Source organism: Pseudanabaena sp. PCC 9330 (assembly GCF_055795045.1).
Genome location: NZ_JAYFES010000095.1, coordinates 1 through 22,734 on the forward strand (window position 1 = coordinate 1; position 22,734 = coordinate 22,734).

The 22,734-nt window shown below is 59.2% G+C and carries 19 protein-coding genes and 1 pseudogene; 15 read left to right on the plus strand and 5 right to left on the minus strand.

The genetic code is table 11. The features are described from left to right. From AC0QKW_RS09940 to nrdJ, 9 genes and pseudogenes are all read left to right on the plus strand, one after another. Positions 1–125 (plus strand): annotated as a pseudogene (locus AC0QKW_RS09940) (photosystem II D2 protein (photosystem q(a) protein)); the annotation flags it as partial. A gap of 389 nt (positions 126–514) precedes the next feature. Further along, a complete protein-coding gene (locus tag AC0QKW_RS09945) occupies positions 515–1,300 on the plus strand; it encodes a hypothetical protein (protein ID WP_473150909.1) in 786 nt (261 codons plus the stop codon). 152 nt (positions 1,301–1,452) lie between these two features. Beyond that, entirely contained in the window at positions 1,453–2,922 is a 1,470-nt protein-coding gene (locus AC0QKW_RS09950; RefSeq protein ID WP_473150910.1) for a RecQ family ATP-dependent DNA helicase, read from the plus strand. 212 nt (positions 2,923–3,134) lie between these two features. Further along, a complete protein-coding gene (locus tag AC0QKW_RS09955) occupies positions 3,135–4,754 on the plus strand; it encodes a B12-binding domain-containing radical SAM protein (protein ID WP_473150911.1) in 1,620 nt (539 codons plus the stop codon). A 317-nt stretch (positions 4,755–5,071) separates the two neighbouring features. Then, positions 5,072–5,746: a hypothetical protein gene (locus AC0QKW_RS09960; protein WP_473150912.1), complete on the plus strand. Its 675-nt coding sequence runs from the start codon at positions 5,072–5,074 to the stop codon at positions 5,744–5,746. Then, the gene (locus AC0QKW_RS09965) at positions 5,743–6,066 is read left to right on the plus strand and encodes a hypothetical protein (protein ID WP_473150913.1); all 324 of its coding nucleotides are present in this window, start codon (positions 5,743–5,745) and stop codon (positions 6,064–6,066) included. Before AC0QKW_RS09960 ends, AC0QKW_RS09965 begins: the two co-directional genes overlap by 4 nt. A 9-nt stretch (positions 6,067–6,075) precedes the next feature. Continuing rightward, positions 6,076–7,992: a GUN4 domain-containing protein gene (locus AC0QKW_RS09970; protein WP_473150914.1), complete on the plus strand. Its 1,917-nt coding sequence runs from the start codon at positions 6,076–6,078 to the stop codon at positions 7,990–7,992. Positions 7,993–8,222: 230 nt separating this feature from the next. After that, entirely contained in the window at positions 8,223–9,089 is an 867-nt protein-coding gene (locus AC0QKW_RS09975) for a hypothetical protein (RefSeq protein ID WP_473150915.1), read from the plus strand. Between the two features lie 249 nt (positions 9,090–9,338). Next, the gene (nrdJ, locus tag AC0QKW_RS09980; RefSeq protein ID WP_473150916.1) at positions 9,339–11,522 is read left to right on the plus strand and encodes a ribonucleoside-triphosphate reductase, adenosylcobalamin-dependent; all 2,184 of its coding nucleotides are present in this window, start codon (positions 9,339–9,341) and stop codon (positions 11,520–11,522) included. A gap of 95 nt (positions 11,523–11,617) precedes the next feature. Here nrdJ and psb35 read toward each other — a convergent pair whose 3' ends face one another. From psb35 to petP, 5 genes are all read right to left on the minus strand, one after another. Then, on the minus strand, positions 11,618–11,812 hold the full coding sequence (psb35, locus tag AC0QKW_RS09985; protein WP_473150917.1) for a photosystem II assembly protein Psb35: 195 nt from the start codon (positions 11,810–11,812) through the stop codon (positions 11,618–11,620). Positions 11,813–11,944: 132 nt separating this feature from the next. Beyond that, entirely contained in the window at positions 11,945–14,167 is a 2,223-nt protein-coding gene (locus AC0QKW_RS09990; protein WP_473150918.1) for a transglycosylase domain-containing protein, read from the minus strand. Between the two features lie 358 nt (positions 14,168–14,525). After that, complete coding sequence (gene chlG / locus AC0QKW_RS09995; RefSeq protein ID WP_473150919.1) at positions 14,526–15,548, minus strand: chlorophyll synthase ChlG; 1,023 nt, start codon at positions 15,546–15,548, stop codon at positions 14,526–14,528. A 293-nt stretch (positions 15,549–15,841) separates the two neighbouring features. Continuing rightward, complete coding sequence (locus AC0QKW_RS10000; RefSeq protein ID WP_473150920.1) at positions 15,842–16,942, minus strand: Get3/ArsA fold putative tail anchor-mediating ATPase NosAFP; 1,101 nt, start codon at positions 16,940–16,942, stop codon at positions 15,842–15,844. A gap of 72 nt (positions 16,943–17,014) precedes the next feature. Further along, positions 17,015–17,215, minus strand: coding sequence for a cytochrome b6f subunit PetP (petP, locus tag AC0QKW_RS10005; RefSeq protein ID WP_473150955.1), 201 nt, complete (start codon positions 17,213–17,215; stop codon positions 17,015–17,017). Positions 17,216–17,409: 194 nt separating this feature from the next. On the opposite strand from petP, the gene hisF reads away from it, so the two are divergent. The 6 genes from hisF (at position 17,410) to AC0QKW_RS10035 (ending at position 22,729) form a co-directional block, all read left to right on the plus strand. Then, positions 17,410–18,180, plus strand: coding sequence for an imidazole glycerol phosphate synthase subunit HisF (gene hisF, locus AC0QKW_RS10010; protein WP_473150921.1), 771 nt, complete (start codon positions 17,410–17,412; stop codon positions 18,178–18,180). A 131-nt stretch (positions 18,181–18,311) separates the two neighbouring features. Beyond that, the gene (locus tag AC0QKW_RS10015; RefSeq protein ID WP_473150922.1) at positions 18,312–18,611 is read left to right on the plus strand and encodes a hypothetical protein; all 300 of its coding nucleotides are present in this window, start codon (positions 18,312–18,314) and stop codon (positions 18,609–18,611) included. A gap of 256 nt (positions 18,612–18,867) precedes the next feature. After that, on the plus strand, positions 18,868–19,767 hold the full coding sequence (locus tag AC0QKW_RS10020) for an ATP adenylyltransferase family protein (protein WP_473150923.1): 900 nt from the start codon (positions 18,868–18,870) through the stop codon (positions 19,765–19,767). Positions 19,768–19,853: 86 nt separating this feature from the next. Further along, positions 19,854–20,708 (plus strand): SPFH domain-containing protein, encoded by an 855-nt coding sequence (locus AC0QKW_RS10025; protein WP_473150924.1) that lies wholly within the window; start codon positions 19,854–19,856, stop codon positions 20,706–20,708. A 54-nt stretch (positions 20,709–20,762) separates the two neighbouring features. Further along, entirely contained in the window at positions 20,763–21,839 is a 1,077-nt protein-coding gene (rlmN, locus tag AC0QKW_RS10030) for a dual-specificity RNA methyltransferase RlmN (RefSeq protein ID WP_473150925.1), read from the plus strand. 134 nt (positions 21,840–21,973) lie between these two features. Then, complete coding sequence (locus tag AC0QKW_RS10035; RefSeq protein ID WP_473150926.1) at positions 21,974–22,729, plus strand: lysophospholipid acyltransferase family protein; 756 nt, start codon at positions 21,974–21,976, stop codon at positions 22,727–22,729. Positions 22,730–22,734: the final 5 nt, after the last annotated feature.

Genomic DNA, 22,734 nt, shown 5'->3' on the forward strand with positions numbered 1-22,734 from the left:
AAACCTTCTACACCAAGAACATCTTGCTGAACGAAGGCATCCGGGCCTGGATGGCACCCACTGACCAGCCCCATGAGAAGTTTGTATTCCCCGAAGAAGTGCTGCCTCGTGGCAACGCTCTCTAAGAGGTCTATTTCTCAATGATCTGATTTATCAGGTCTCTACTGGAGGAATGCTAAGCATTCCTCCTTTTTTTTGGGGCGACAACCTGAACGCTGGAGCTTTTCCCTACCGTACCCCAGCGACTACCTCCCCCCCAGCCCACCGGCATTCTATCTATATCTGAACCTCAGGGTTGAAAAATGTTACCAAGACTGCCCCGACCTCAAGTTGGAGATGGTACAATTTTGCCAATTTCTTACTGAAATTGTGGTGTTTTAAAGCCTTGGTTCTGGCGGTTGCAAAGCCTTATTTTTTCCAGATAAATCCATGGCATCTTAAACGTGAAGAGAATTAGCGTTGGCCCAGTGATCTTGGCCGTCAGCGCTGTCTAACCTGAGGAGTGAACAAACTTATGGCGTATCTCAAGCAATTTTCCCTGGCGCTAGGCATTGTGGCTGCTGCTGGCATGGCCGCCCCCGCCCTAGCCCACAATCATGAAACTGGGCTAGACCTCGTTCACAACCAAGAGGTTGAAGTCGATCTAGCCGCTGAGGCCGCACCTGTCGCTGAGGTCGCACCCGAGCTGACTGAGGCTCTAGCCGCAGATGCAGCGATCGAAGTACATAGCACCGCTAGCATGCTGGCTTTGCCTGAGGTTGAGGCTGCCCCGGTGAGCGGTCTGTTTGATACCGCCGATATCGAATCGGCTCTGTTGGCCGCCACTGTAGAGCTGGCTCCTGAATCAACTGAAACCCTCGACCTCGCCCAGAGCACTCGCGCCGCCTACGAAATTACCCCCGCTTACCTGGGCGTGGGTGGCAATATCGGCATTGGCAACCGTGGCGATAGCGCTCTATCTAGCTTTGGTTTCAACATCATCAGCAAAATCTCCCTTGGCCCTCGTTTCTCGGTACGGGCTGGGGCGACTGCTACCAACGATCGCTGGGGCTTTACCATTCCCGTCACCTACAACTTCAACACCATTAGTGCTGGCGGGTTCCGCGCTCAGCCCTACGTGGGTGCTGGCGTTGAAATTCCCACCAGTGGTGATGTTGGCCTGTTGGTCAACGCTGGGGCCGACGTGCCGATCTCCCGCGACTTTACCCTCAACGGGGCGGCCAACTTTCGCCTGACCAGCGGCTTTGCTCTGGGCATTAGCTTGGGCGTCGGCTACAACTTCCCCTTCATCTTTGAATAGAGCTTGAACGGGATCCAAGTCTGCTAAGGCAGATATAAATAGCTAGAGTACAGGGGATCGTGGCCAAAGCGATCCCCTGTGTTTTTGGTATAGCTGGAATCGATCCCAAGTCTGGCTTGGGAACCCTGGAGCTACGATTCAGGGTGACGGCAATGGCAGAAGGGTCTCTGGCCTGGGGCGAGGTGCTCCAGGCGTTTCAGCGTATTTGGGGCTATAGTGACTTTCGTCCACCACAAGATGCGATCGTCAAAGCTCTGCTAGAGCACCGCGATGTGCTGGTGGTGCTACCGACCGGCGGCGGCAAGTCAGTCTGTTTTCAGCTCCCAGCCCTGTTGCAAAGCGGGCTAACTGTAGTAGTGTCACCCCTGGTAGCGCTGATGGAAAACCAGGTGCAGGAGCTGCGCGATAAAGCGCTGCCCGCTGCCACCCTCCACAGCCAGATACCGCCGCCCCAGCGCCATAAAACCCTACGGGCTCTAGATCAAGGAACGCTGCGGTTGCTCTACGTGTCGCCCGAGACCCTGCTCAGCCCGCCGGTATGGGAGCGGCTGTGTCAACCCCGCCTGCGGCTCAACGGGCTAATTTTGGATGAGGCTCATTGTTTAGTCCAATGGGGCGAGACCTTTCGCCCCGCCTACCGGCGCCTAGGCGCGGTGCGAACAGCGCTGCTCGACTGCCGTCCACCCGGTACTACTCTACCCATTGCCGCGTTTACCGCTACTGCTGACCCTGGGGCTCAGACCATCCTGAAAGATGTATTGCAGCTCCGATCGCCTCAGGTTGTGCGCCTTAACCCCCACCGCCCTAACCTGAGTTTGCGGGTCAAAGCCGTGGTGAGCGAGGGCCAGCGTAAAGGAGCTTTGCAGCGCTATCTGGGCGAGCAGACGGGGCGGGCAGGGCTGGTGTATGTGCGCACTCGCAAAGACAGCGAGGCGCTGGCCCAGCAGTTGGGGAGTGCGTACCGTGTGGCACCCTATCATGCGGGGTTGAGCAGCCGCGATCGCCGCCAGATCGAGGCCGACTGGATGGCTGACCGGCTCCAGTTTGTGGTCTGCACCTCGGCATTTGGCATGGGCGTAAACAAGCAGTCAACCCGCTGGGTGGTGCACTACCAGGCCCCCTGCACCATTACCGAGTATGTGCAGGAGGTGGGCAGAGCGGGGCGCGATGGCAAACCGGCTGAGGCTCTAACTCTCGTGAGCGAACCGACGGGCTGGCTAGAACCAGGCGATCGCCAGCGGGCCAAATTTTTCGAGGCTCAGACCCAGGCTCTTCAGCAAAAGGCCCAGCGCCTGGTCAGCCAGATTCCTCCCCAGGGAGATGTACGCGACATTGGCCAACGGTTTGACCACGGAGCCATTTCGCTCTCGTGGCTGCACAGCGTGGGGCAGTTAGAGTGGATGAGCCCGTTTGAGTATCGGCTGACGGCGGCGGCAGCAGCCCCGGCTCGATTACAGATTTCAGCCAGCCAGCAGATGCACCAGTTTCTACACGGTCGCCAGTGTCGCTGGCAGGGGCTGCTGGTGGCCTTTGGGTTTCGCACCGAGGCCCAGCGGCTAGGGGGCTGTGGACATTGCGACAACTGCGATCGCGCTAGACAGGGCACTAAAAGCCGGGCCTGATCGTCCTAAACCCAGCTATCGCTAGGGCGTTGACGCTATGTGCCGCAGTCTAAAACGTTGAGCTTAGCCAGATTGATACCTTTAGACCTTACAGATCTCACTCAAGAGGTCTTTCTATGGATTTTGTTATCGGAGGTATCGCATTATTAAGGTTTAGGTTTGATTATTTCAGATAACTCCCGTAGCATGGCAGGGATACCTATACGGTTTTTATGAACATTCTTCTGGTCTATCCACGTTTTCCGAAAAGCTTTTGGTCTTTTGATAAAACTCTGGAGCTGGTCGGTCTGAAAGCTCAGCTACCCCCCTTGGGGCTAGTGACCGTAGCGGCAATCTTACCCCAAAACTGGGACTATAAACTGGTAGACCGCAACGTGCGCGAAGTACGCGATGACGAGTGGCGCTGGGCCGACATCGTGATCATCTCCGCCATGATCGTGCACCGAGAAGATTTCCTAGACGCCGTACAAACCGCCAAGCGCTACGGAAAACTCGTGGCGGTGGGTGGCCCCTACCCCACCTCCATGCCCCACGAGGCGGAGGCCGCCGGAGCTGACTTTTTGGTGCTGGATGAAGGGGAAATTACCCTACCGATGTTTGTAGAGGCGGTGGAACGGGGCGACCAGTGCGGCACCTTCCGCTCCGGTGGCGAAAAGCCCGACGTCACCAGCACCCCCATTCCCCGCTACGACCTGCTGGAAATGGACGCCTACGCCGAGATGTCGGTGCAGTTTTCTCGCGGCTGCCCCTTTCAGTGCGAGTTTTGCGACATCATCGTGCTCTACGGACGCAAGCCCCGCACCAAAGACCCCGAGCAGCTGCTGGCCGAGCTCCAGTGCCTCTACGACCTGGGCTGGCGGCGCAGCATTTTCATGGTTGACGACAACTTTATCGGCAACAAGCGCAACGTCAAGCTGCTGCTCAAGGCGATGAAACCCTGGATGGAGGAGCGCAACTATCCCTTCTCCTTTGCTACCGAGGCCTCAGTAGACCTGGCTCAAGATCCAGAACTGATGCAGATGATGGTCGACTGCAACTTCGGCACCGTCTTTTTGGGTATTGAGACCCCCGACGACGAAAGCCTGAACATGACCAAAAAGTTTCAAAACATGCGCGACCCCCTCTCGGAGTCAGTGATTTCTATCGCCCAGGCGGGGCTGCGGGTGATGGCTGGGCTGATCGTCGGCTTCGACGGCGAAAAGTCTGGGGCCGGTCGGCGCATCTACGACTTTGCTGAGCAGACGGCTATCCCCACTGCTCTGGTGAGCATGCTGCAGGCGCTGCCCGACACCGCCCTCTGGCACCGCCTAGAAAAGGAAGGTCGTTTGCTGGGCAAGAGCGCCGACATCAACCAGACCACCCTGATGAACTTCGTGCCCACCCGGCCCATCGAAGAGATCACTGAAGAGTACATTCAGGTGTTCTGGGATCTCTACGACCCGCTGACCGTGCTCAACCGTACCTTCCGCCACTTTTTGATGCTGGGCGAGGCCCAAAAGCGCAACTACAAAAACCGCACCACCTCGGCGGGGGCACCGGATATTAACTGGATTACGATCCGCGCCTTTTTCATCATTCTGTGGCGACAGGGGGTGGTGCGTAAGACCCGCCTGCGCTTTTGGATCAACCTGGCGATTATTCTCTGGCGCTACCCGGCAGTGGCGGCCAACTATGTGGCGGTGTGCGCCCAGGCCGAGCACTTCATCGACTTTCGCCAGGTAGTGCGCAAGAACATTGAAGAGCAGCTCGCCGCCTACATAGCAGCTAAGCAACAGACCGACGGCGCTAAATCTGTGGCTGAGGCCGAGTCTGTAGCGATGTCGGTGAGCTAGAGCTAATTGCCTCGGGAAGAACGCAACGGCAAGGCCGAGAAACTGAAGTTTCTCGGCCTTGCCGTTGCAATTCTGGAAACAGGGTGAGGGCAACGACTCGTCACCAAGCAAAATGGGGCTAATACCAAATCCGAGTCACATAACCCCGATTCCCAAAAGGCCAAACCGTAGGGGCAAACGGTTGTTTGCCCTGCTGAATCGGGGGTAGCCAAGGAGGATTTGATATAACCCGCAAGCGTCAGGAATCACCCGTTCCGTCGTTGAAGTAGCGTAATGGCCCAATTTCCTGCGGGTCAGGCCTGTTTTGCCCCAACCCTATGAAACCTTTTTTGCCCCTCCCGGCGGTGGCCGGACTGCTTTTACTCTGTACGGTGCTGCCCGCCTGCACCAGAGCCCTACCGACAGCGCCAATAACCCAAGAGCCTGCTGTGGATCATGGTGAGACGCCCCCAAGGGATCGGTCTTTGGCCATCGCCAGCTGGGCCGATCTTTTGGGACCAGTCTCGGCCCCCGACGGCTGGCAGGTAGAACCCTGCGAAAACCCTATTTTGCTCTGCGTTCGAGCCGAGGGTGAAATTTTGGGCACCGTTGAGCGCTTTAGCTATTCCCTCAGCGAGGTGACTTTGCAGGGGGGAGCGCCCACTACCCCCGAAGCTCAGCAGCAATTTCTCGAAGCCTGGGTGGCGGATCACTACGCGACTATCAAAACCGATCGCGCCGGGGCCGACCCCAACCTTCAGTTCTCAGCAGAAGTGCCAGAACCTGCCAGAGTCGGCAGTTGGCCTGGCCTTCGCTACGGCTACACCATCACCCACCCCAACGGCGTGGTGTACGACCGCACCATCGGCTACGTGGCCACCGATGGTGAGCAAGTCTATGTCTTTGTTACGGGGGTGATCAGCGGCGACCCGGGCGGATCGTTTGGGGATGAAGCTGATTTAGCCACCTTTGCACCCTACCTTGCCCCCATCATGGAGGGCCTGCGGCTATGACGGAACGAGCGGCGATCGCTCCTTCGAGCATCCCTCGTTGCCTTGGCCTCTGGGTAGGTGCCAACTTTAGCGGCGGCTTTGTTGTCGGCCTGCTAGAAAACAACGGCCTGGCTCAGGGCTGGCTATTGGGGCGGCACAGGCGGCTGGCGGCTGGCAAGTCTGCTAGGCGCGGCTTGCCAGGGGGTAGTGAGTGCAGCCCTATGCGCGGCGCTGTGCCCAATTTTGCCCCATCTGCTGGTGGGGCTAGTGAATGGTTTGGGCTGGGCTGCCTACGGTCTCTCTACCGGAATTTAGTCAATCCGGCAGTAGGCCGGAGGTGAGGAGTCGCGATGAAAGTATTGAATAGGAAAGTATTGCAGGTGATGACTGTCGGTATGGCCCTGAGTGCGTCTCTGGCCCATACCTTGGCCACCGTCGCCCAGGCCCAGATCGACCCTACCGTGCAGCAGGGAAATTGGGCGCAGGCGCAGCCGGTAGATGTAGGGGCGCTGCGATCGCACCTGGCCGCCCAAGACTGGCAAGCCGCCGATGCCGAAACCCGCCGCATTTTAGATCCCTGGATTCACCCCGGTGGCAATATTTTGAGTACCCCCCTGGCCACTAACATTCCCCCCGAGGTGCTGCAAACCCTCGATCGGCTCTGGGTAGAGGCCAGCAATGGGCGGTTTGGCTTTAGCGTGCAGCAGCGCATCTGGTCGGAAGTGCGGGCGCAAAATCCGGTGGACTCGGCAGTGGCGGCCAAGGCCTTTGGCGATCGCGTCGGCTGGACTCGCCCCCCCGGCGTAGAAGACCCCACCGCTATCGCTGGAGACTGGCTCACCGAGATGGAACTCAATCCCTCCCTCGATGCCCCAGTGGGCCACTTGCCCTGGGCCGGGGTGAGCTGGGCACAGATTTCTCGCCTATTCTCGGCAGAGAGCTGCGGCAGCTGCACCATTGACGCCATGTACGTGCAGGGCGAGCGGTTCAATCAGTACATCCCCATCCTCTATAGCTGGGTCGAGACGGCGCTGGCGCTAACGGTGCCCGAGGTCGGCTCCTGGCGGCAGCCCCAGCTAGCTCGCACGATCGATCTGAAATCCCTTTATCCGGACGCTCAATGCCCGATTACCCCAGTGGCTTCGGCCATTAGCCCGAGTGGGGCGGTGGTGGCGATCGCCAGCCATAGCTACGTGGCGGGCTGCCCCTCACCGGGGGAAAGTGCGCTGGCTCTGTGGAATGCCCAGCGGAGCAATCGCATCATTACCCTACACCGGGGGCCAGCGCTGGCGGCCTCGGCCCAGGGCACCCCACCCCAGGAGCCTGCCGGACAGGAAGACCGCATTGTGGGAGATGTGGCTAATGCAGTGGCCTTTACCCCCGACAGCCAGTTCGTCGCCGCAGGCATGTCCTACGGTGTCGTCAGGCTTTGGTCAACGACTACGGGTGAACAAGCGCAAATTTTTGAGGGGCATCGGTACGCGGTGCGGGCGATCGCCATTAGCCCCACGGGCCAAACCCTGGCCAGCGCCAGCGCCGACGGCACCGTCAAACTCTGGGATCTGCAAACCGGGCGTCTGTCGCAGACCATCCCCATCCCCGCGACCAACGGTATTGTCCACACTCTGCGCTTTAGCCCCAACGGGCAGCGCCTGGCCACCGCCACCGACCAAAACACCCTCCAGCTCTGGGAGGTGCCCACCGGACGCTTGATCCGCACCCTGGTAAGTCGCGCCGGGCAGGGGATTGCCCCCCTGCCGCTGGCCTTTAGCCCCGATGGGCAAACCCTGGCCACCGCCGACGGCGACAACAGCATCAAACTCTGGAACGCCACCACCGGAGCCCGTCAGATCACCCTCACCGGGCACACCGAGCCGGTTCGCCAGCTGGCCTTTAGCCCAGACGGCCAGCACCTCGCCACCAGCGACGGTGAGATAGTCCGCCTATGGAATCTGCAAACCTACGAGACGGTTCACACGCTAACGCTCAACCAGATTGCAGGGTACCCCATTCAGCCCACCAACCTGGGTGAAGTGGCCTTTAGCCCCGATGGTCAAACTCTGGCTGCCAGCACCCTGCTGACGCCGCTGCTCGGGGGCGAGCCGATTCCTCACCAGGGCATCACCCTGTGGTCGGTGACGACGGGGTTACCGCTGTCGCAACTCCACGACGTCGGCCCCTTTCAGTTCAGCCCTCGGGGCGACTTTTTGATGGCCCAGGGACAAAAGGTGCAGCTCTGGCAACCCTACAGCGGCCTGGTGCGATAGCCGCTGTAGGGTTGCCGTCTCCATTTCTGTAACCGTGCCCTGGCCGCCGTCGCTGGCTGGCTAGGGTAGAAAAACACCCTGCTCTGGTTGTCAGACCAAATCCTCCTTGGCTCCCCCTGATTCAACAGGGCGCATGCAATGCGCCCCTACGGTTTGGCCCTTTGGGAATCAGGGGTATGCGATGCAGATTTGGTATCCAACATTCAAAACCCAAAATTCAAAGCGTCCCTATGTCTTCATTAACCCTTTCAACCCAAGCCCTGATCACACTGGTGGCCCTGGGTACCATGACCGCCAACGCGTTTGCCTGCGCCCCTCTGCCCGATACCGGCACCACAAGCTCCTCAGGGGAGGTTGTGGTCTCTCAGCCCGCCACCGAAGAGGTGCCCAGCAATGGGGAAGAGGCCACGGTCGAGGATGTGCTCACGCCAGCAGTGCGCGATCGCATCCTCCAAAGCGTCGCCATTGACCTGGATCGCCCTGCCGCCGACCTCCGCATTGCCGCCGCCGAAACCGCTACCTTTGATGGCTGCATGGGCCTCTATGTGCCCGATCAGATGTGTACTGCAATCGCCCTCTTTGGCCTGCGAGTAGTGGTCACCGATGGCGATCAAAGCTGGGTCTACCACACCCGCCAAGACGGCGAAGGAACTGTGCAAAACCCCACCGCCAGCGGCAGCCGCAACGGCCTAATTCCCAACTTTATCCCTCGCCCCGTGGCGGAGGCTGAAGCCGAGCCCGAAGACCACATCTTTCGCTCGATGGAGTCGGGCAGTCTGGCGGGCTATTCCAAGGAAATTGTGCTGCTAGCCGATGGGCGACTGCTCCAGAAGGAAAGCGGCAGGGTGATTGCAGAAGCGCGCCTGTCGCCGGATCAGGTCGCCACCTTCGAGCAGGTGCTAGCAGATCAGCGTTTTCCTAACCTGAACCGCCTGCGCTATGTCACCGATGCCGCCTTTGCCGACTATCCCACCGTGCGCCTATCGGCCCAATATCTGGAGACAGAATATATCGACCTGGTCATAGAGGATGCCCCCGAGGCTCTACAGGCGATCGTTCAAGCCTGGGAAGAGCTGACGGCGGAGGCCGGATTGTAACCGCTGGAGGAAACTGGGGGAGCGATCGCACTCAACCAACCGCAGTCCATCGCTAGCTGTAGCGCTAGATAGCAAGAAAACCCATTTTTTAGACGCTATATCTAAAAAAGATCCGTTATGATGAACGACCATATGGGGCAATTTACTCTGCCCAGGCGAGAATCTGCCGACACATGCGGGTTTCTACCTCTGGGTTTGGGCGACGCGCCGATCTACGTACTCTCTTGCTAGCAAAAGGCTGATCATCCCATGGTTCAAGAACTTCCCCGTACCCGGCAGCAGGGGCCATTTCCTGAGGCGGCTCCAGCGGCGTTTCCTGTGTTTTACCGCACCTACAGCCGTCGGGGCGAGGTGGTGGAGGGGCAGCGCGAGACCTGGGATCAGGTGTGCGATCGCACCCTAGCGGGCCTAATTGAGCTGGGCAACCTCACCGCTGACGAAGCCGAGTTGCTGGGCCGCATGCAGCGCCAGGTCAAAGCCCTGCCCTCAGGCCGCTGGCTGTGGGTGGGCGGCACCGACTGGAGCAAGCGCCCCGAAAATTTCTCTGGAGCCTACAACTGCACCAGCACCAACGTGGTTGACTGGCGCGCCTTCGGCCTGATGATGGATCTGGCCATGATGGGCTGCGGCACCGGAGCCATTCTTGAACCCAAATACATCGGCCAAATCCCAGTCATTCGTAACCACATCACCGTCACCATGGCGGGCGACATTGGCGAGACTCCGGTGGGCGATCGCCGCGAGGTCACCGAAGTGACCACCGACGGCAACCAGGTCACCATTCGCGTCGGCGACAGCCGCCAAGGCTGGGTCAAATCCTACGAAACCCTGCTAGAGCTATCCACCGATGAGCGGTTCACCGGGGAGGTCAACGTCACCATTGACCTGCGCGACGTGCGTCCCGCTGGCGAAAAGCTCAAGGGCTTTGGCGGCGTCGCCAACCCCGTGCGCCTATCGCTGCTCTACGATCGCTGCGCCACCATTCTCAACAAAGCCCTAGGTCGCCAGCTCAACTCAGTCGAGTGCTGCCTGCTAATCGACGAAGCCGCCGCCTGCGTAGTGGCTGGTAACATTCGCCGTAGCGCGGGCATGAGGCAGTTTGACAGCAACGACGAGCTAGCTGCCAACGCCAAAGACAACCTCTGGCAGCAAGATGCCGAGGGCAACTGGCGCATCGACCCTGAGCGCGATGTGCTGCGCATGGCCAACCACACCCGTGTCTTCCACGAGAAGCCGAGTTTGCAAGACTGCGTCGATTCTGTCCGCAAGCAGTTTTACTCGGGCGAAGGGGCCATCCAGTGGGCCGGGGAGGCCAAGCGCCGAGCACAGGGAGACGATCGCTACGGTCTCAACCCCTGCGGTGAAATTTTGGGCTCCAACTTCCACTGCAACCTGGCAGAGGTGCACCTCAATCAGCTCGATCCCAAGAACCTGAAGGATCAAGAAGACGCCTTCACCGCTGCGGCCCTCTCTGTCGCGGTGCTGCTCAACCACCAGTTCCAAGAGCCCCGCTACCAGAAGTCGCGTCTAGAAGACCCAATCGTGGGCGTTTCCTTTACCGGGCTGTTTGACTTCTTTGTGGCTGCTTTTGGGGTCGAGTGGCTGCGCTGGTGGGAGGCCGGTCGTCCCGACACCATGCAGGGGCTAGATTTTAAAGCCAAAGAGCAAGAGTTCCTGACTCACTGGAAGGACATCGTCCATCGGGTAGTAGGGGAATACTGCGATCGCCACCATCTAGTCCGTCCCAACCGCTGCACCACCGTGCAGCCTGCAGGCACCAAGTCGTTGCTGACCGGTGCTAGCCCCGGCTGGCACCCCCCCAAGGCCCAGCGCTTCATTCGCCGCATTACCTTCCGCAAAAATGACCCCGTGGCCATGGCCTGTATCGACTATGGCTATACCATCGTGCCCTCGCAGTCTGACAAAGACGAGAATGGCAACCTGCTGAACGACCCCTTCGACCCCCGCTGCACTGAGTGGCTGGTGGAAATTCCGGTCGAGGTGCCCTGGGCCAACGTGCCCGGTGCGGATGAGATTGCGATCGAAAAATTCTCGGCGGCGGCCCAGTTTGACTTCTACATGCAGGTGCAAAAGCACTACACCACCCACAACACCTCCGCCACCATCGAGTTTCGCGAACCCGAGCTAGAGTCGCTAGCCGATCGCATCTACCAGGCCATTCAGAACGACGAAGGCTATATCTCTGCCGCTCTGCTGGCCCGGTTTGACGACCTGCAAACTTTCCCTCGTCTACCCTTTGAGCCCATCGACAAGGCCACTTTCGAGGCCCAAAGGCAGCAGGTAGAGGCGCGGCGCGGCACCGAAAACTTCCACGCCGCCCTGTCGCGCTACGACGCAGGCGAAGTGATCGAAGCTGGCCCAGCAGGCTGCGACTCTGACAAGTGCATGATGCCGGAGAAAAAACCCGACTAACGGTAAAACACCTGTAGAGATATACAAAAAAGGGGTCCCGCCATCGACGAGACCCCTTTTTTGTCATATAAATAGGCCTGCCAGCGCCAGCCGAGCTAGCTGTCTTCAGCATCCTCAGTGTTGACCGAGGGAACGAAGTCTGGCTTTTCTTTGTCTTCCCAACCGGCGGGGCGCTTGGAGTTATACCAGGCAATAGAGCCGATGGTTACCGCAGCCACAAAGCCCACCACGTAAACGAGCACAAAAGCCGAAGACGAGCCGCCGTCGGCAACTGCAAAAAAGGATGTCATGGTCTGTACAGGCTCCTCAAAGGATTCGCTGTTACCATCCTACGACGGTATGCCAGATGCCGCGATCGCCCCAGAGACTGATTCCCTAGGAGTGATCTTTGTGATGTCACAACTGACCCGCAGAGAGATGCCCTATTCGCCAGAGGAGGCTGGGGGCGGTGCTTCTAACGGCGGCGGCGGGGCCACAATGGGCGGCGGCGCTGGAGCTGGGGGAGCTGGGGCTGGGGCCGGGGCTGGCGCTATTGGCGCAGTATTCACAGGCCGGGGGGCTGGCTCAGCGGGTGGTGGGTCGTTGGTCGTGACTGGGGCTGGAGCCAATGGTTCAGGGGCTGTACCGCTAGGGTCGCTGCCGCTAGCCTCGCCGCCGCTGGAGCCACTGCTGCTCGTAGAGCCTTGATCTTCTGTACTGCTAGATGGGGTCTCAGCGCGCGAGGTCTGACGACGCTCTTCGCTAGAGCTAGACGCAGACTCTGATGAGCGGGAGGGGCCAGAGTCGGCAATTACGCGACCGGGCTTGACCGGGCTGAGGGTAATAGTCGCCTCACGGCCACCCAAACGGGGCACCGCCGGAAACTGCTCGACCGGAATGTCGTCGGTCAGCTTGGCCATAAAGTTGCGCCAGATCGCGGCCGCCGTGCTGCTGGCCCCTCGGGTGGGGGTGTTGTCATCGTTCCCCATCCATACCCCCGCCGCTAGCTGAGGAATATAGCCCACAAACCACAGGTCGCGGTATTCCTCTGAGGTGCCGGTCTTACCCGCTACGGGGCGACCCAGGTAGGCATTGCTACCGGTGCCCCCCTCCACAACACCCCGCAGCATCCAGGTCATAATGGCTGCGGTGTCGGGGTCGACGGCCTGTACTGAGTCGCCAGGGCGTTCGTAGATGACTTCGCCCCGGCTATTGAGCACGCGGCGAATGCCGTGGGCTGGGCGCTGTATGCCCTTGTTGGCCAGAGTGCCGTAGGCGCTGGTGAGCTCTAGTAGATTGACCTCAGAGGTGCCCAGGGCCAGCGAATAGGCCGGTAGCAGGGGAGACTTAATGCCCATGCGCTCAGCTAGCTGCACCACGGGGTCAAATCCGGTATCGACCAGCAGCTTGACGGCGACAATATTGACTGAGTTGCGCAGGGCCTGGCGCAGGTCCATACCACCGCTGTAGTTTTCGCCGTAGTTTTTGGGCTCATAGCCGTCTACGACGTAGCGGGCGTCTATATAGTTTTTGTAGGGCGACATGCCGCCAGCGATCGCGGCGGTGTAGACAAAGGTCTTAAAGGTAGATCCAGGCTGGCGCTGAGCCTGGGTCACCCGGTTAAACTGGTTGTCACTGCTAAAGTCAGTGCCGCCGACCATGGCCTTGATTTCGCCGTTGCGGGGGTCAACGGCCACCAAGGCTACCTGCCCAATCCGCTGCCACTGACCGTAGCGCTCAATAGCATCTTCGACGGTCTCTTCGGCGCGCCGCTGCCATACTACGTTGAGAGTTGTCTCCACGGTCAACCCGCCAGCTTCTAGCTGTTCGGGGGTTAACAGCTCCTCTAGCTGCTTTTCAATGTGCAGGGTGAAGTAGGGAAACTCACTGTAAAGAAACTTGGGTTGGTTAGCCGTCACCGCCACATCGGTATTGATTGCGGCTTCTGCGTCTACGCCGGTAATCACATCGGTGGTCAACATGCGACGAAGCACGCGATCGCGCTGGCTGCGGGCAGCTTCGGGGTTAACGGCGGGGGAATAGAGGCTGGGGGCCGGTGCCATGCCCGCGATCAGCGCTGACTCGGCCAGGGTGAGCTGGTCTAGGGTCTTGCCAAAATAAACCCAGGCGGCATCGGCCACACCGTAGGCCCCAGACCCCAAGTACACCAGGTTGAGATAGCGCTCAATGATCTGCTCTTTACTCAGGTCTTTTTCGAGCTTGAGAGCCATCAAAATCTCTTTGGTCTTGCGCTGAAAGCTACGCTCTTGACCCAAAAAGACGATCCGCGCCAGCTGCTGGGTAATGGTGCTGGCCCCTTCTACCACATCGCGATTTTGTAGGTTAGCCCACGCGGCGCGCGCAATCCCTCGGTGATCAACTCCGTCATGCTCATAAAACCGCTGGTCTTCGGAGGCGATAAACGCCTGCACCAGATTGGATGGAATATCGCCGTAGGTAATAGCTTCACGGGTTGCAGGCCCCAGCTTTTGCAAAATCACCCCATCTGCAGACACCATGGTGATAGTGCCATCTCGCTGATAGGTCAGCACTGCGGCAGGATCAGGCAGGTTGGTGTTGGTGGCTTGCAAAACTCTGTAGGCGCGGGTGCCCCCCCCAGCGACCCCCGCCCCCGCCAGCAAAATGACCCAAAACAAAGGCCGCAAGGAAAGAGGCCGATAGGAACGACGCGGGGGTTCTACCTGGGTATGCGGCAATGCTCCAACCTTATCTGCCTGCTGGCTGGAAGTCGCAACATTCGCAAACTTGTCTGCACTAGCCTTTGGTTGGCGACGCACCGGGGACTGTGCCGATCGCCCCTGGGAAAACGAAAACCAGCTTAACCAAGATCGAGCCATAGCGCCGCTGCCCTTCAAATCCTTTGTGCACTGTATGGGGTTTCGGTCATTTCTTCAAGGGTAGAGCTGCCGCCAAGGATCCTGAAACCGGCTGCCCTATATCCAGTCCAGCCCAAAATCAGTGGTTTATCCACGGGCCAAACGCCACCTCAGAGTTGGGTTGTGCTTAGAGCACTCTATGACCGAGAGCTAACCCTGTCACCAGCATACCTAAGACCAAGAAAGGCTGGGCACTGGCCTGATACTTGACGTCATTACCCAGGGGATCGCGCAAAAAGTACATGTCCTGAAAGGTGATTTGAGGAATGATTAGCAGTACTAGCAGCACTGCGTAGAGATTTTGGTGAATGGCCATCAGGTAGGCGGCCACCCCGCCCTGAAAGATATCGATCGCCAGCACACAAATCCAGGCGGCGGTAGTGACGCCAAACATCACTGGCAAAGACTTGAGGCCCATCTGGCGATCGCCCTCGACGCTCTTAAAGTCATTCACCACCGCAATGCCCAGCCCGGCCAGGCTATAGAACAGGGTGAGCACCACAATCTGCCAGGTGAGATCGCCAAACAGGGCGTGGCCCGCCCACCAGGGCAGGGCAATGTAGCTGGCCCCGAGGGCATAGTTGCCCAGCCAGCCGTTTTGCTTGAGCTTGAGCGGCGGTGCCGAATAGATGTAGGACACCAGCGACCCGCCAATCGCCAGGGCTGTAATCGTCGGAAAGCTGTGACCGGCCCAGCGATCGAGGGCAAAGGCTACAGCAATGCCCCCCCCCAGCAGCACCAAAATCTGCACCACCACCTGGGGAATCGAGATCGCCCCAGAGGGAATCGGGCGGTAGGGCTCGTTGATGGCGTCGATGTCGCGATCGTAAAAGTCGTTAATGGTTTGGGTGTAGCCGGTCAGCAGTGGCCCCGACATCAGCATGCAGGCCGCCGCGATCAGCACATACTCCAGGCTCCAGCGGTAGTGGCCCGAGGAGGCCGCGCCGCACACTACCCCCCAGATTAAAGGAATCCAGGTGATCGGCTTCATCAGCTGAAGACGGATCTTCCAGATCGAGGTCTCGCCCGCCTTGGCCCCCTTCATACCGAGGAGTTGGCGGGCCGCGTTGCCCTGCTCCTCAGCGGGAGTCGTTGTCTCTAGCGGTTCCGACGTGTCGTTGACCGGGGTAGACGAAGGAGTTTCTGCCATAGTGATTGCAACTGCTACGGGTCAATGAACGGTCTGGGTCAGTGCCAGCTATTCCCACGGTGCCACATTTCTCAGGGCAAATCCGAACCACCCCCCGATTCCCAACAGGCGAAACCATAGGGGCAAATGGCATTTGCCCAGAGGAATCGGGGATAGCCAAGTAGGTTTTAGTATAAGGAGGTTTCCAGCGAAGAAAATACCAAAGAATTTTGTTTCCTCCCAAGGGCGCAGGCTCTGCGCCCCTACCGAGGGTCTCTCCGTTTCCATCAGATCTGCCAAGACCTAGAAATCCCCTAATTAAACGAGAGCACCAGGTGCTGGTCTTGGAACTTAGCCCCAGCTACGGCCTTACCCTGGAGGGCGGTGGGCAGCAGCAGGTTGCGGCGCTGGTCTCCCGCCTCAATGGTGACCTCGGGGCCATACTGGGTGAGCTTGACCTGGGTTTTGTCGAAGCTGGGCAAAAACAGGCGCACGGTCTGGGTGGCCAGGTCTACCGTCACCGGGCGAGGAGCTGCCGCCGCCCACTGGGCCGGCTCGGGCAGGGCTTCGATCGCGGCTTCCCAGCCCTGGTCGACCACCGAGGGCAGCGGCACCTGGGGCAGGGGCGCAAAGGCGTTGATTTGTTCGGTGTCTAAAACACCGTGGTTTACCAGCACCCCGCCCACGGTGAGGCCGATCTGCTGGGCGCTGCCCCACAGGTAGCGGGCGGTGGCGACGGCCCCGGCGGTCGGGGTGGTGACTAAAAAGGCAGCAACGCGGCCAGGATTGGTGACGGCCTGGCGACCTTCTTCTAGCTGCGATCGCACTTGACCGCTAGAGCTGTCGAGCACATCTCCCGACCAGTCAACCGCCAGCACCGCAGCGGCCATGGGCTGCAAAAAGGGCGATAGCACCCGCCCCACATCCGACTGCTGAAACACGCCGCGAAATCGCCGCAGATACCAGTCCAGAATCTCGGGCATACCAAACATGCGCAGGGTGGCTAGGGCATCGCTGCCGTCATAGACGATCACATCGTAGCGATCGCTGGCCTCGATCTGGCGCAGGGTGTTGAGGGTAAGGGCGCTGTCCATACCGGGCATTACCCCCAGCTCTTGGCCATAGACCGCCTTGAGAAACGGGGTGCGCAGGTACTGAGACTCTAGCGCCTTGACCTCGTCCCAGCTCTGCTCTAGCAGCGCCGCCGTCTGCAGCTGCATGGCCCAGAGGTTGGGCTCTAGCTCATTGGGCTCGGCAGTGAGCGATCGCCCTACTAACAGTGCTGGGGCCGGGGTCACGTCTTGAATAGCCAGCAGCACTCGCTGCCCGGCCCGCGCCCTCTGCTTGGCGACCGCCACTGCTACGGTAGTGCTGCCACTGCCGCCCTTACCCAAATAGGTGAGAATAAGTGCCATAAAAAATTGCCCCTCATGATGCTGATGCCGCGAATCTAGTATCGCGAGTCTAGTACCGCTTTGGGGCTACGCCTACTGAATCGCAGACAGCTCGTCCTCAAAAAACCAGGTGGCGTAGCTATCATCAAACTCGACTACGACACCGACGCCGCTGCCATCCACCATTTTAAACTGGCTGACCACACCGCGCTTGCCCAGGTAAGCTGCGACATCCTTAGAGACCCGATCGCGAAGTCGGGATACCTTTACCTTCTGGCCAATCTCTAAACCCATGATTACTGAGGGCTCCAACTGCATTTCCAACGATAAAACCACACCACAGTGTATCAGCGTCTTGGCCCCTGTTGATCCTCATAATCCTCTATTGTGGAACCTGGGAAAGGGGTAATCCTGTCGCTACGAGAAAATCTTTCAGGGATGGGCTCTCAGGGACAGCGGGATGGTGAGCTAGAGAGGAAGTAACGGCCATGCTGGCAAAACGAATTGTGCCCTGCCTCGATGTCAAAGCGGGGCGGGTGGTGAAGGGAGTGAATTTTGTCGATCTGCGCGATGCTGGCGACCCAGTGGAGCTAGCCCAGGCCTACAACCAGGCGGGGGCCGATGAGCTAGTATTTCTTGACATCACCGCCACCCATGAAGACCGCGACATTATCTACGATGTGGTCTATCAAACGGCAGAGCAGGTGTTTATTCCCCTTACCGTGGGCGGTGGGGTGCAATCCTTAGAGACTATTAAAAAATTGTTACGGGCCGGGGCCGACAAGGTGAGCATCAACTCGGCGGCGGTCAAGCGACCGGAGCTGGTGCAGGAGGCCAGCGATCGCTTTGGTACCCAGTGCATTGTGGTGGCCATCGACGCTCGCCGTCGCCTAGACCCCGCCAACCCCGGCTGGGATGTCTACGTGCGCGGCGGGCGAGAAAACACGGGTCTCGACGTCCTGGCCTGGGCCGAAACCATCGTCAACTGCGGCGCTGGCGAGCTGCTGGTCACCAGCATGGACGCTGACGGCACCCAGGCGGGCTATGACCTAGACCTTACGCGCGCGATCGCTGACCGCGTACCGGTACCGGTGATCGCCTCCGGTGGAGCTGGCACCTGCGATCACATCTACCAGGCGCTGACCGAGGGCAAGGCCGAGGCTGCTCTGCTGGCGTCTTTACTCCACTACGGGCAGCTGACGGTACAAGAGGTGAAAGAGCATTTGCGCGATCGCCAAGTGCCCGTCCGCCTGGCCTAGGCCCAGCCGGGCAAATGCGAATTCTTTCTGTGAAACCGTGTCAGCTTTATGAATGGCTGTTACGATGTGTAACATATAGATCAAAATTTGAAACAAAGCCGGTATCTAAATCGTTACAACATCAGTTTTCCATGCTGCTGCTTATATTAGTTATTGTCATTGCCCTGGTGGCCTGGTCGCTCCGGCTGATGGAGCAGGCAGTCAAGGGCCAAGAGTTCTCCCTGATGCTGGCGGGCTTTTTGGTGGCCTCTTCCGCCGCCGCCCTCATGGGGGTTTACTTTTTGATGGGAAACTACATGGTCTATATGGATCACTCTGCCCAGCAGTTGTCTGCCCTAGAGTATGGCGATCTGCCCTATTCCATATACGCTAGCGCCGCCATACCTGACGCCTCTCATCCTTTGGCAGACTGGTCTATTCAAGCTGAGTGATTCATGTCAGCAGCTTTTAGAAAAGCCAACGTTGACCGATTAAAGGCTGTGAAAAGCCGCTGGGTTATATCTCCCAGCGGCTTTTCTATGATCGCTGTTTGCTATGTCTGATAGCGGCCCACGGCTCAGGCCGCTGAAGTGTTGCCAATCAAAAACCTGCCCCCGCCCTAGCTGGGATGATTAAGGGGCTAGAGTCAGGCCAACACGGCAATTTGCTACAGTCGGGAAGGTTAAATCTCACCCTGTAGCCTGCCTTATGGTTTCTCTCTCTGGGGCCGATCTAGCGCCCGGCGATCTATGGAGCAAAATTCAACGACAGACCCGCCATGCTCTGGCCTGTGGTGCCCTTCAACCCATCGACACCCACTACGAGTTTGTAGAGCAGGAAAACATTCGGTTTGTGGTCAGAATTTTAGCCAATCTGAGGCGCAAAGAGGTGGCCGATCGCGCTCAACAGTCTGAGCAGCAGACGGGCAAACCCGCCAACCCCTTTTTACCCTACGACCCCGATCTCTTTGTCGCCAACCTGTCAGATACCCACCTGTGCCTACTGAATAAGTACAACGTGGTAGATCACCACATTTTGATTATCACCCGCGCCTTCGAAGACCAAGACACCTGGCTTACCCTGGCCGATTTTCACGCCCTGGCCCTGGCTCTGGCTGAAATCGACGGCCTGGCTTTTTATAACGGCGGCCGTCTAGCCGGAGCCAGTCAGCGCCACAAGCACTTGCAGCTCGTGCCACCGCCTCTGTGCCCCGACCACAGCCCTCTGCCGTTGGCCGCCGTGGTCGAGGCTCTAGACCTAGACCCCCATGGCACGGTGCCAATAACGTCGCCCTTGCTGCCCTTCCACCACGCCATTTTGCCCCTGGCTGACCAGCCCACCGGTTCGACGCTGCTGGCCACCTATCGCACCCTGCTCTCGGCCCTGGGGGTCGATTGGGACGCACCTCCCCAGCACTTTCCCTACAACCTGCTGGCCACTCGGAGCTGGATGCTAGCGCTGCCTAGACAGCAAGAGCAGTACCAGTCGATTCCGGTCAACTCGCTGGGGTTTGCCGGGTCGCTACTGGTCAAAGACCCCAAGCAGCTTGAGTTGCTTAAGACTCTCGGCCCGATGACCATTCTCAAGCATGTGGCCTGCCAGCGTTAGCCTTGGCCATCGCTCGTTTTAGAAAGAACTCGGTACACTGGTGGGTAGAACGGGCTTACTCAATTTCTTCGCCCTGGGAGCACAGCGTGTCGCAGATCATTGGAATTTTTGCCCTCATCATCATTGGCTACACCGTGGGCTCGGTGCGAATCATCAACCAGGGTACCGAAGCGCTGGTGGAGCGGTTGGGCAAGTACCACCGCAAACTCAGGCCAGGGCTCAATTTCATCGTGCCGGTGCTCGACTATATCGTGCTGCGCGACAGCGTGCGCGAGCAGGTTTTAGATGTGCCCAAGCAGGGTGCAATCACTAAAAACAACGTGTCTCTGGATGTGGATGCGGTGGTCTACTGGCGCATTCTGGAGCTAGAGCTGACCTACTACGCCATCGAAGATGTGGAGAAGGCTATCAGTGAGCTGGTGACGACGACCCTGCGATCGGAAATCGGCAAGATGGAATTTGAGAAGACGTTTTCATCTCGGGACGAGCTAAACCGGGCGCTGCTGTCTCAGCTCGACGAAGCGACAGAGCCCTGGGGGGTCAAGGTGACCCGGGTGGAAGTGCAGGAAATCATCCCCCCGGAGGAGGTCAGGCGATCGATGCAGCTCCAGCAGGCCGCTGAGCTCAAAAGCCGCGCCACCGTGCTCGAAGCTGAGGGGGACAAAAAAGCGGCGATCGAGCGGGCCCAGGCCACGGTGCAGTCTATTGAGCTGCTCTCTCGGGCGCTAAAAGAGCGCAGCGACACGGGCGAAATTCTAAAATATCTGCTGGCCCAGCGCTACGTCGATGCCAACCAGAAGCTAGGGGAAAGCGACAACTCCAAGGTGGTCTTTATGGATCCCAAAATGTTGACCGAGGGGCTGGTTGACCTGATGCGCACCAACACCACCACGCCGCCGCCCAAGGCTGACCCCGAAGACTTTCCTAGCCGCCGCCGCTAGGGCAACTGAGGTCAGATTCTCGCTACCATAAAAAACTGTGCATTTTCGGCGGTCATGGCTGTTATTTCCCAACCCGATCAATCTCCTGTAGATCGTTTGCCCGAGCCAGCGGTATCTCGCCCGGAGCCACTGCTGGGCCAATCTCTAGAGGCGCTAACGGCCTGGGTACAGGCCCAGGGGCAGCCCGCCTATCGGGGTAAGCAGCTCTACCAATGGATTTACCAGCAGGGGGCGCGATCGCTCGCCGACATCACCGTATTTTCCAAAGCCTGGCGTCAGGCCATGGCGCACGTCGATGTGGGACGATCGACCCTGCACCACCGGGTCGTGGCCAGCGACGACACGGTGAAATATTTGCTCAAACTGGCCGACGGCCAAATTGTAGAGACTGTGGGCATTCCCTCGGCTAAGCGGCTGACGGTGTGCGTGTCGTCGCAGGTGGGCTGCCCCATGGCCTGCGACTTTTGCGCTACCGGTAAGGGCGGCTTTGTGCGCAACCTAGCCACCCACGAAATTGTCGATCAGGTGCTGACCGTGCAGGAAGACTTTGGTCAGCGGGTCAGCCATATTGTGTTTATGGGCATGGGTGAGCCGCTGCTGAATGTGGCCAACGTAGTCGCCGCCATCCGCTGTTTGAATGGGGACGTGGGTATTGGCCAGCGGGCGATGACCCTCTCGACGGTGGGGGTACCGGGCCGCATTCGTGCCCTGGCGGCAGAGCAGCTCCAGGTTACCCTGGCGGTGAGTCTGCACGCCTCTAACCAGGCCCAGCGGCTCCAGCTCATTCCCAGTGCTGGGGCTTACCCCCTAGAGGTGCTGCTGGATGAATGCCGCGAGTATGTACAGCTGACCGGGCGGCGGGTGACCTTTGAGTACATTCTGCTGGCGGGGCTCAACGACCAGCCTACCAACGCTGTTGAGCTGGCCCAGCATCTGCGCGGCTTTCAAAGCCATGTAAATCTGATTCCTTACAACCCCATTGACGAGGCCGACTACCAGCGGCCCAGCGAGGCGGCCATTCGCTCTTTTGTCGCCGAGCTTGAAGATCGCCGCATCGCCGTCACCGTCCGCTACTCTCGGGGGCTGGAAGAAAACGCCGCCTGTGGCCAGCTGCGGGCCTCTCGTCAGTAAGCCGGTAGGGGTATCCTCCCTGTTCTAGGCGAAATATCACTCCCAGGGTTGCTTGAGAGTTTGATAGCTTATGAGATGTATGTGCTGTCACCTCGCTTACCGGCAAAGGCGTCAGCCCGATTTTCAGGATTTTAATGGCCCTTGCTGCTCTGCCCCGTTCTGACTCCGGCTCCCTGGCTAACCCACTGGATATGTCTCGTGGGCTCTTGAGCCTGTCGCGAGTGCGCATGACGGTGCACGGCCAAGAACGTCTGCCCGATGCGTTGCCCATGGTGGTGGTCAGCAATCATCGCAGCATTATGGATGCACCGCTGCTGATGAGCGCAGTGGGTCGCCCGGTGCGGTTTGCCTGCCATCATTACATGAGCCAGGTGCCAGGGCTACGGCATGTGATTAACGCCCTCGGCTGCCTCCCCCTAGATGCCCCTGACAAAGGGCAAACGGCTTTCTTTCGCCGCGCTATGAACGCCCTGGGAGAGGGAGAGGCTGTGGGTATTTTTCCGGAGGGGGCGGCACCGATGGTGCACAAAACCACTCCTGACAACTTGAATACCTTTCACCGGGGGTTTGCCCATCTGGCGCTGCGGGCTCCGGTGGAGGAGTTGTTCATTGTGCCGGTGGCGATCGCCGCTCAGCGAGAGACCAACAACTCGGTGGTGCCCCTGCGGTGGCTGAGTCTGTTTGATGCCGCCGAGCCGCTGTTTCAGCAGTCGGGCTGGCATCCGGCGGTGTTTTATCAAGAGGTAGATGTGCTGGTTGGTCGCCCAGTGCGGGTGGACAGTCGACTGCGATCGCGCTACCGCAGCAAGGGTGCCAGTTGCCTAGCCACCGAGCTAGCCCAGTGCTGCCAAGAGGAAATTGCCACGTTGCTGAGACAGGGCTGCCGCTAGTCTCT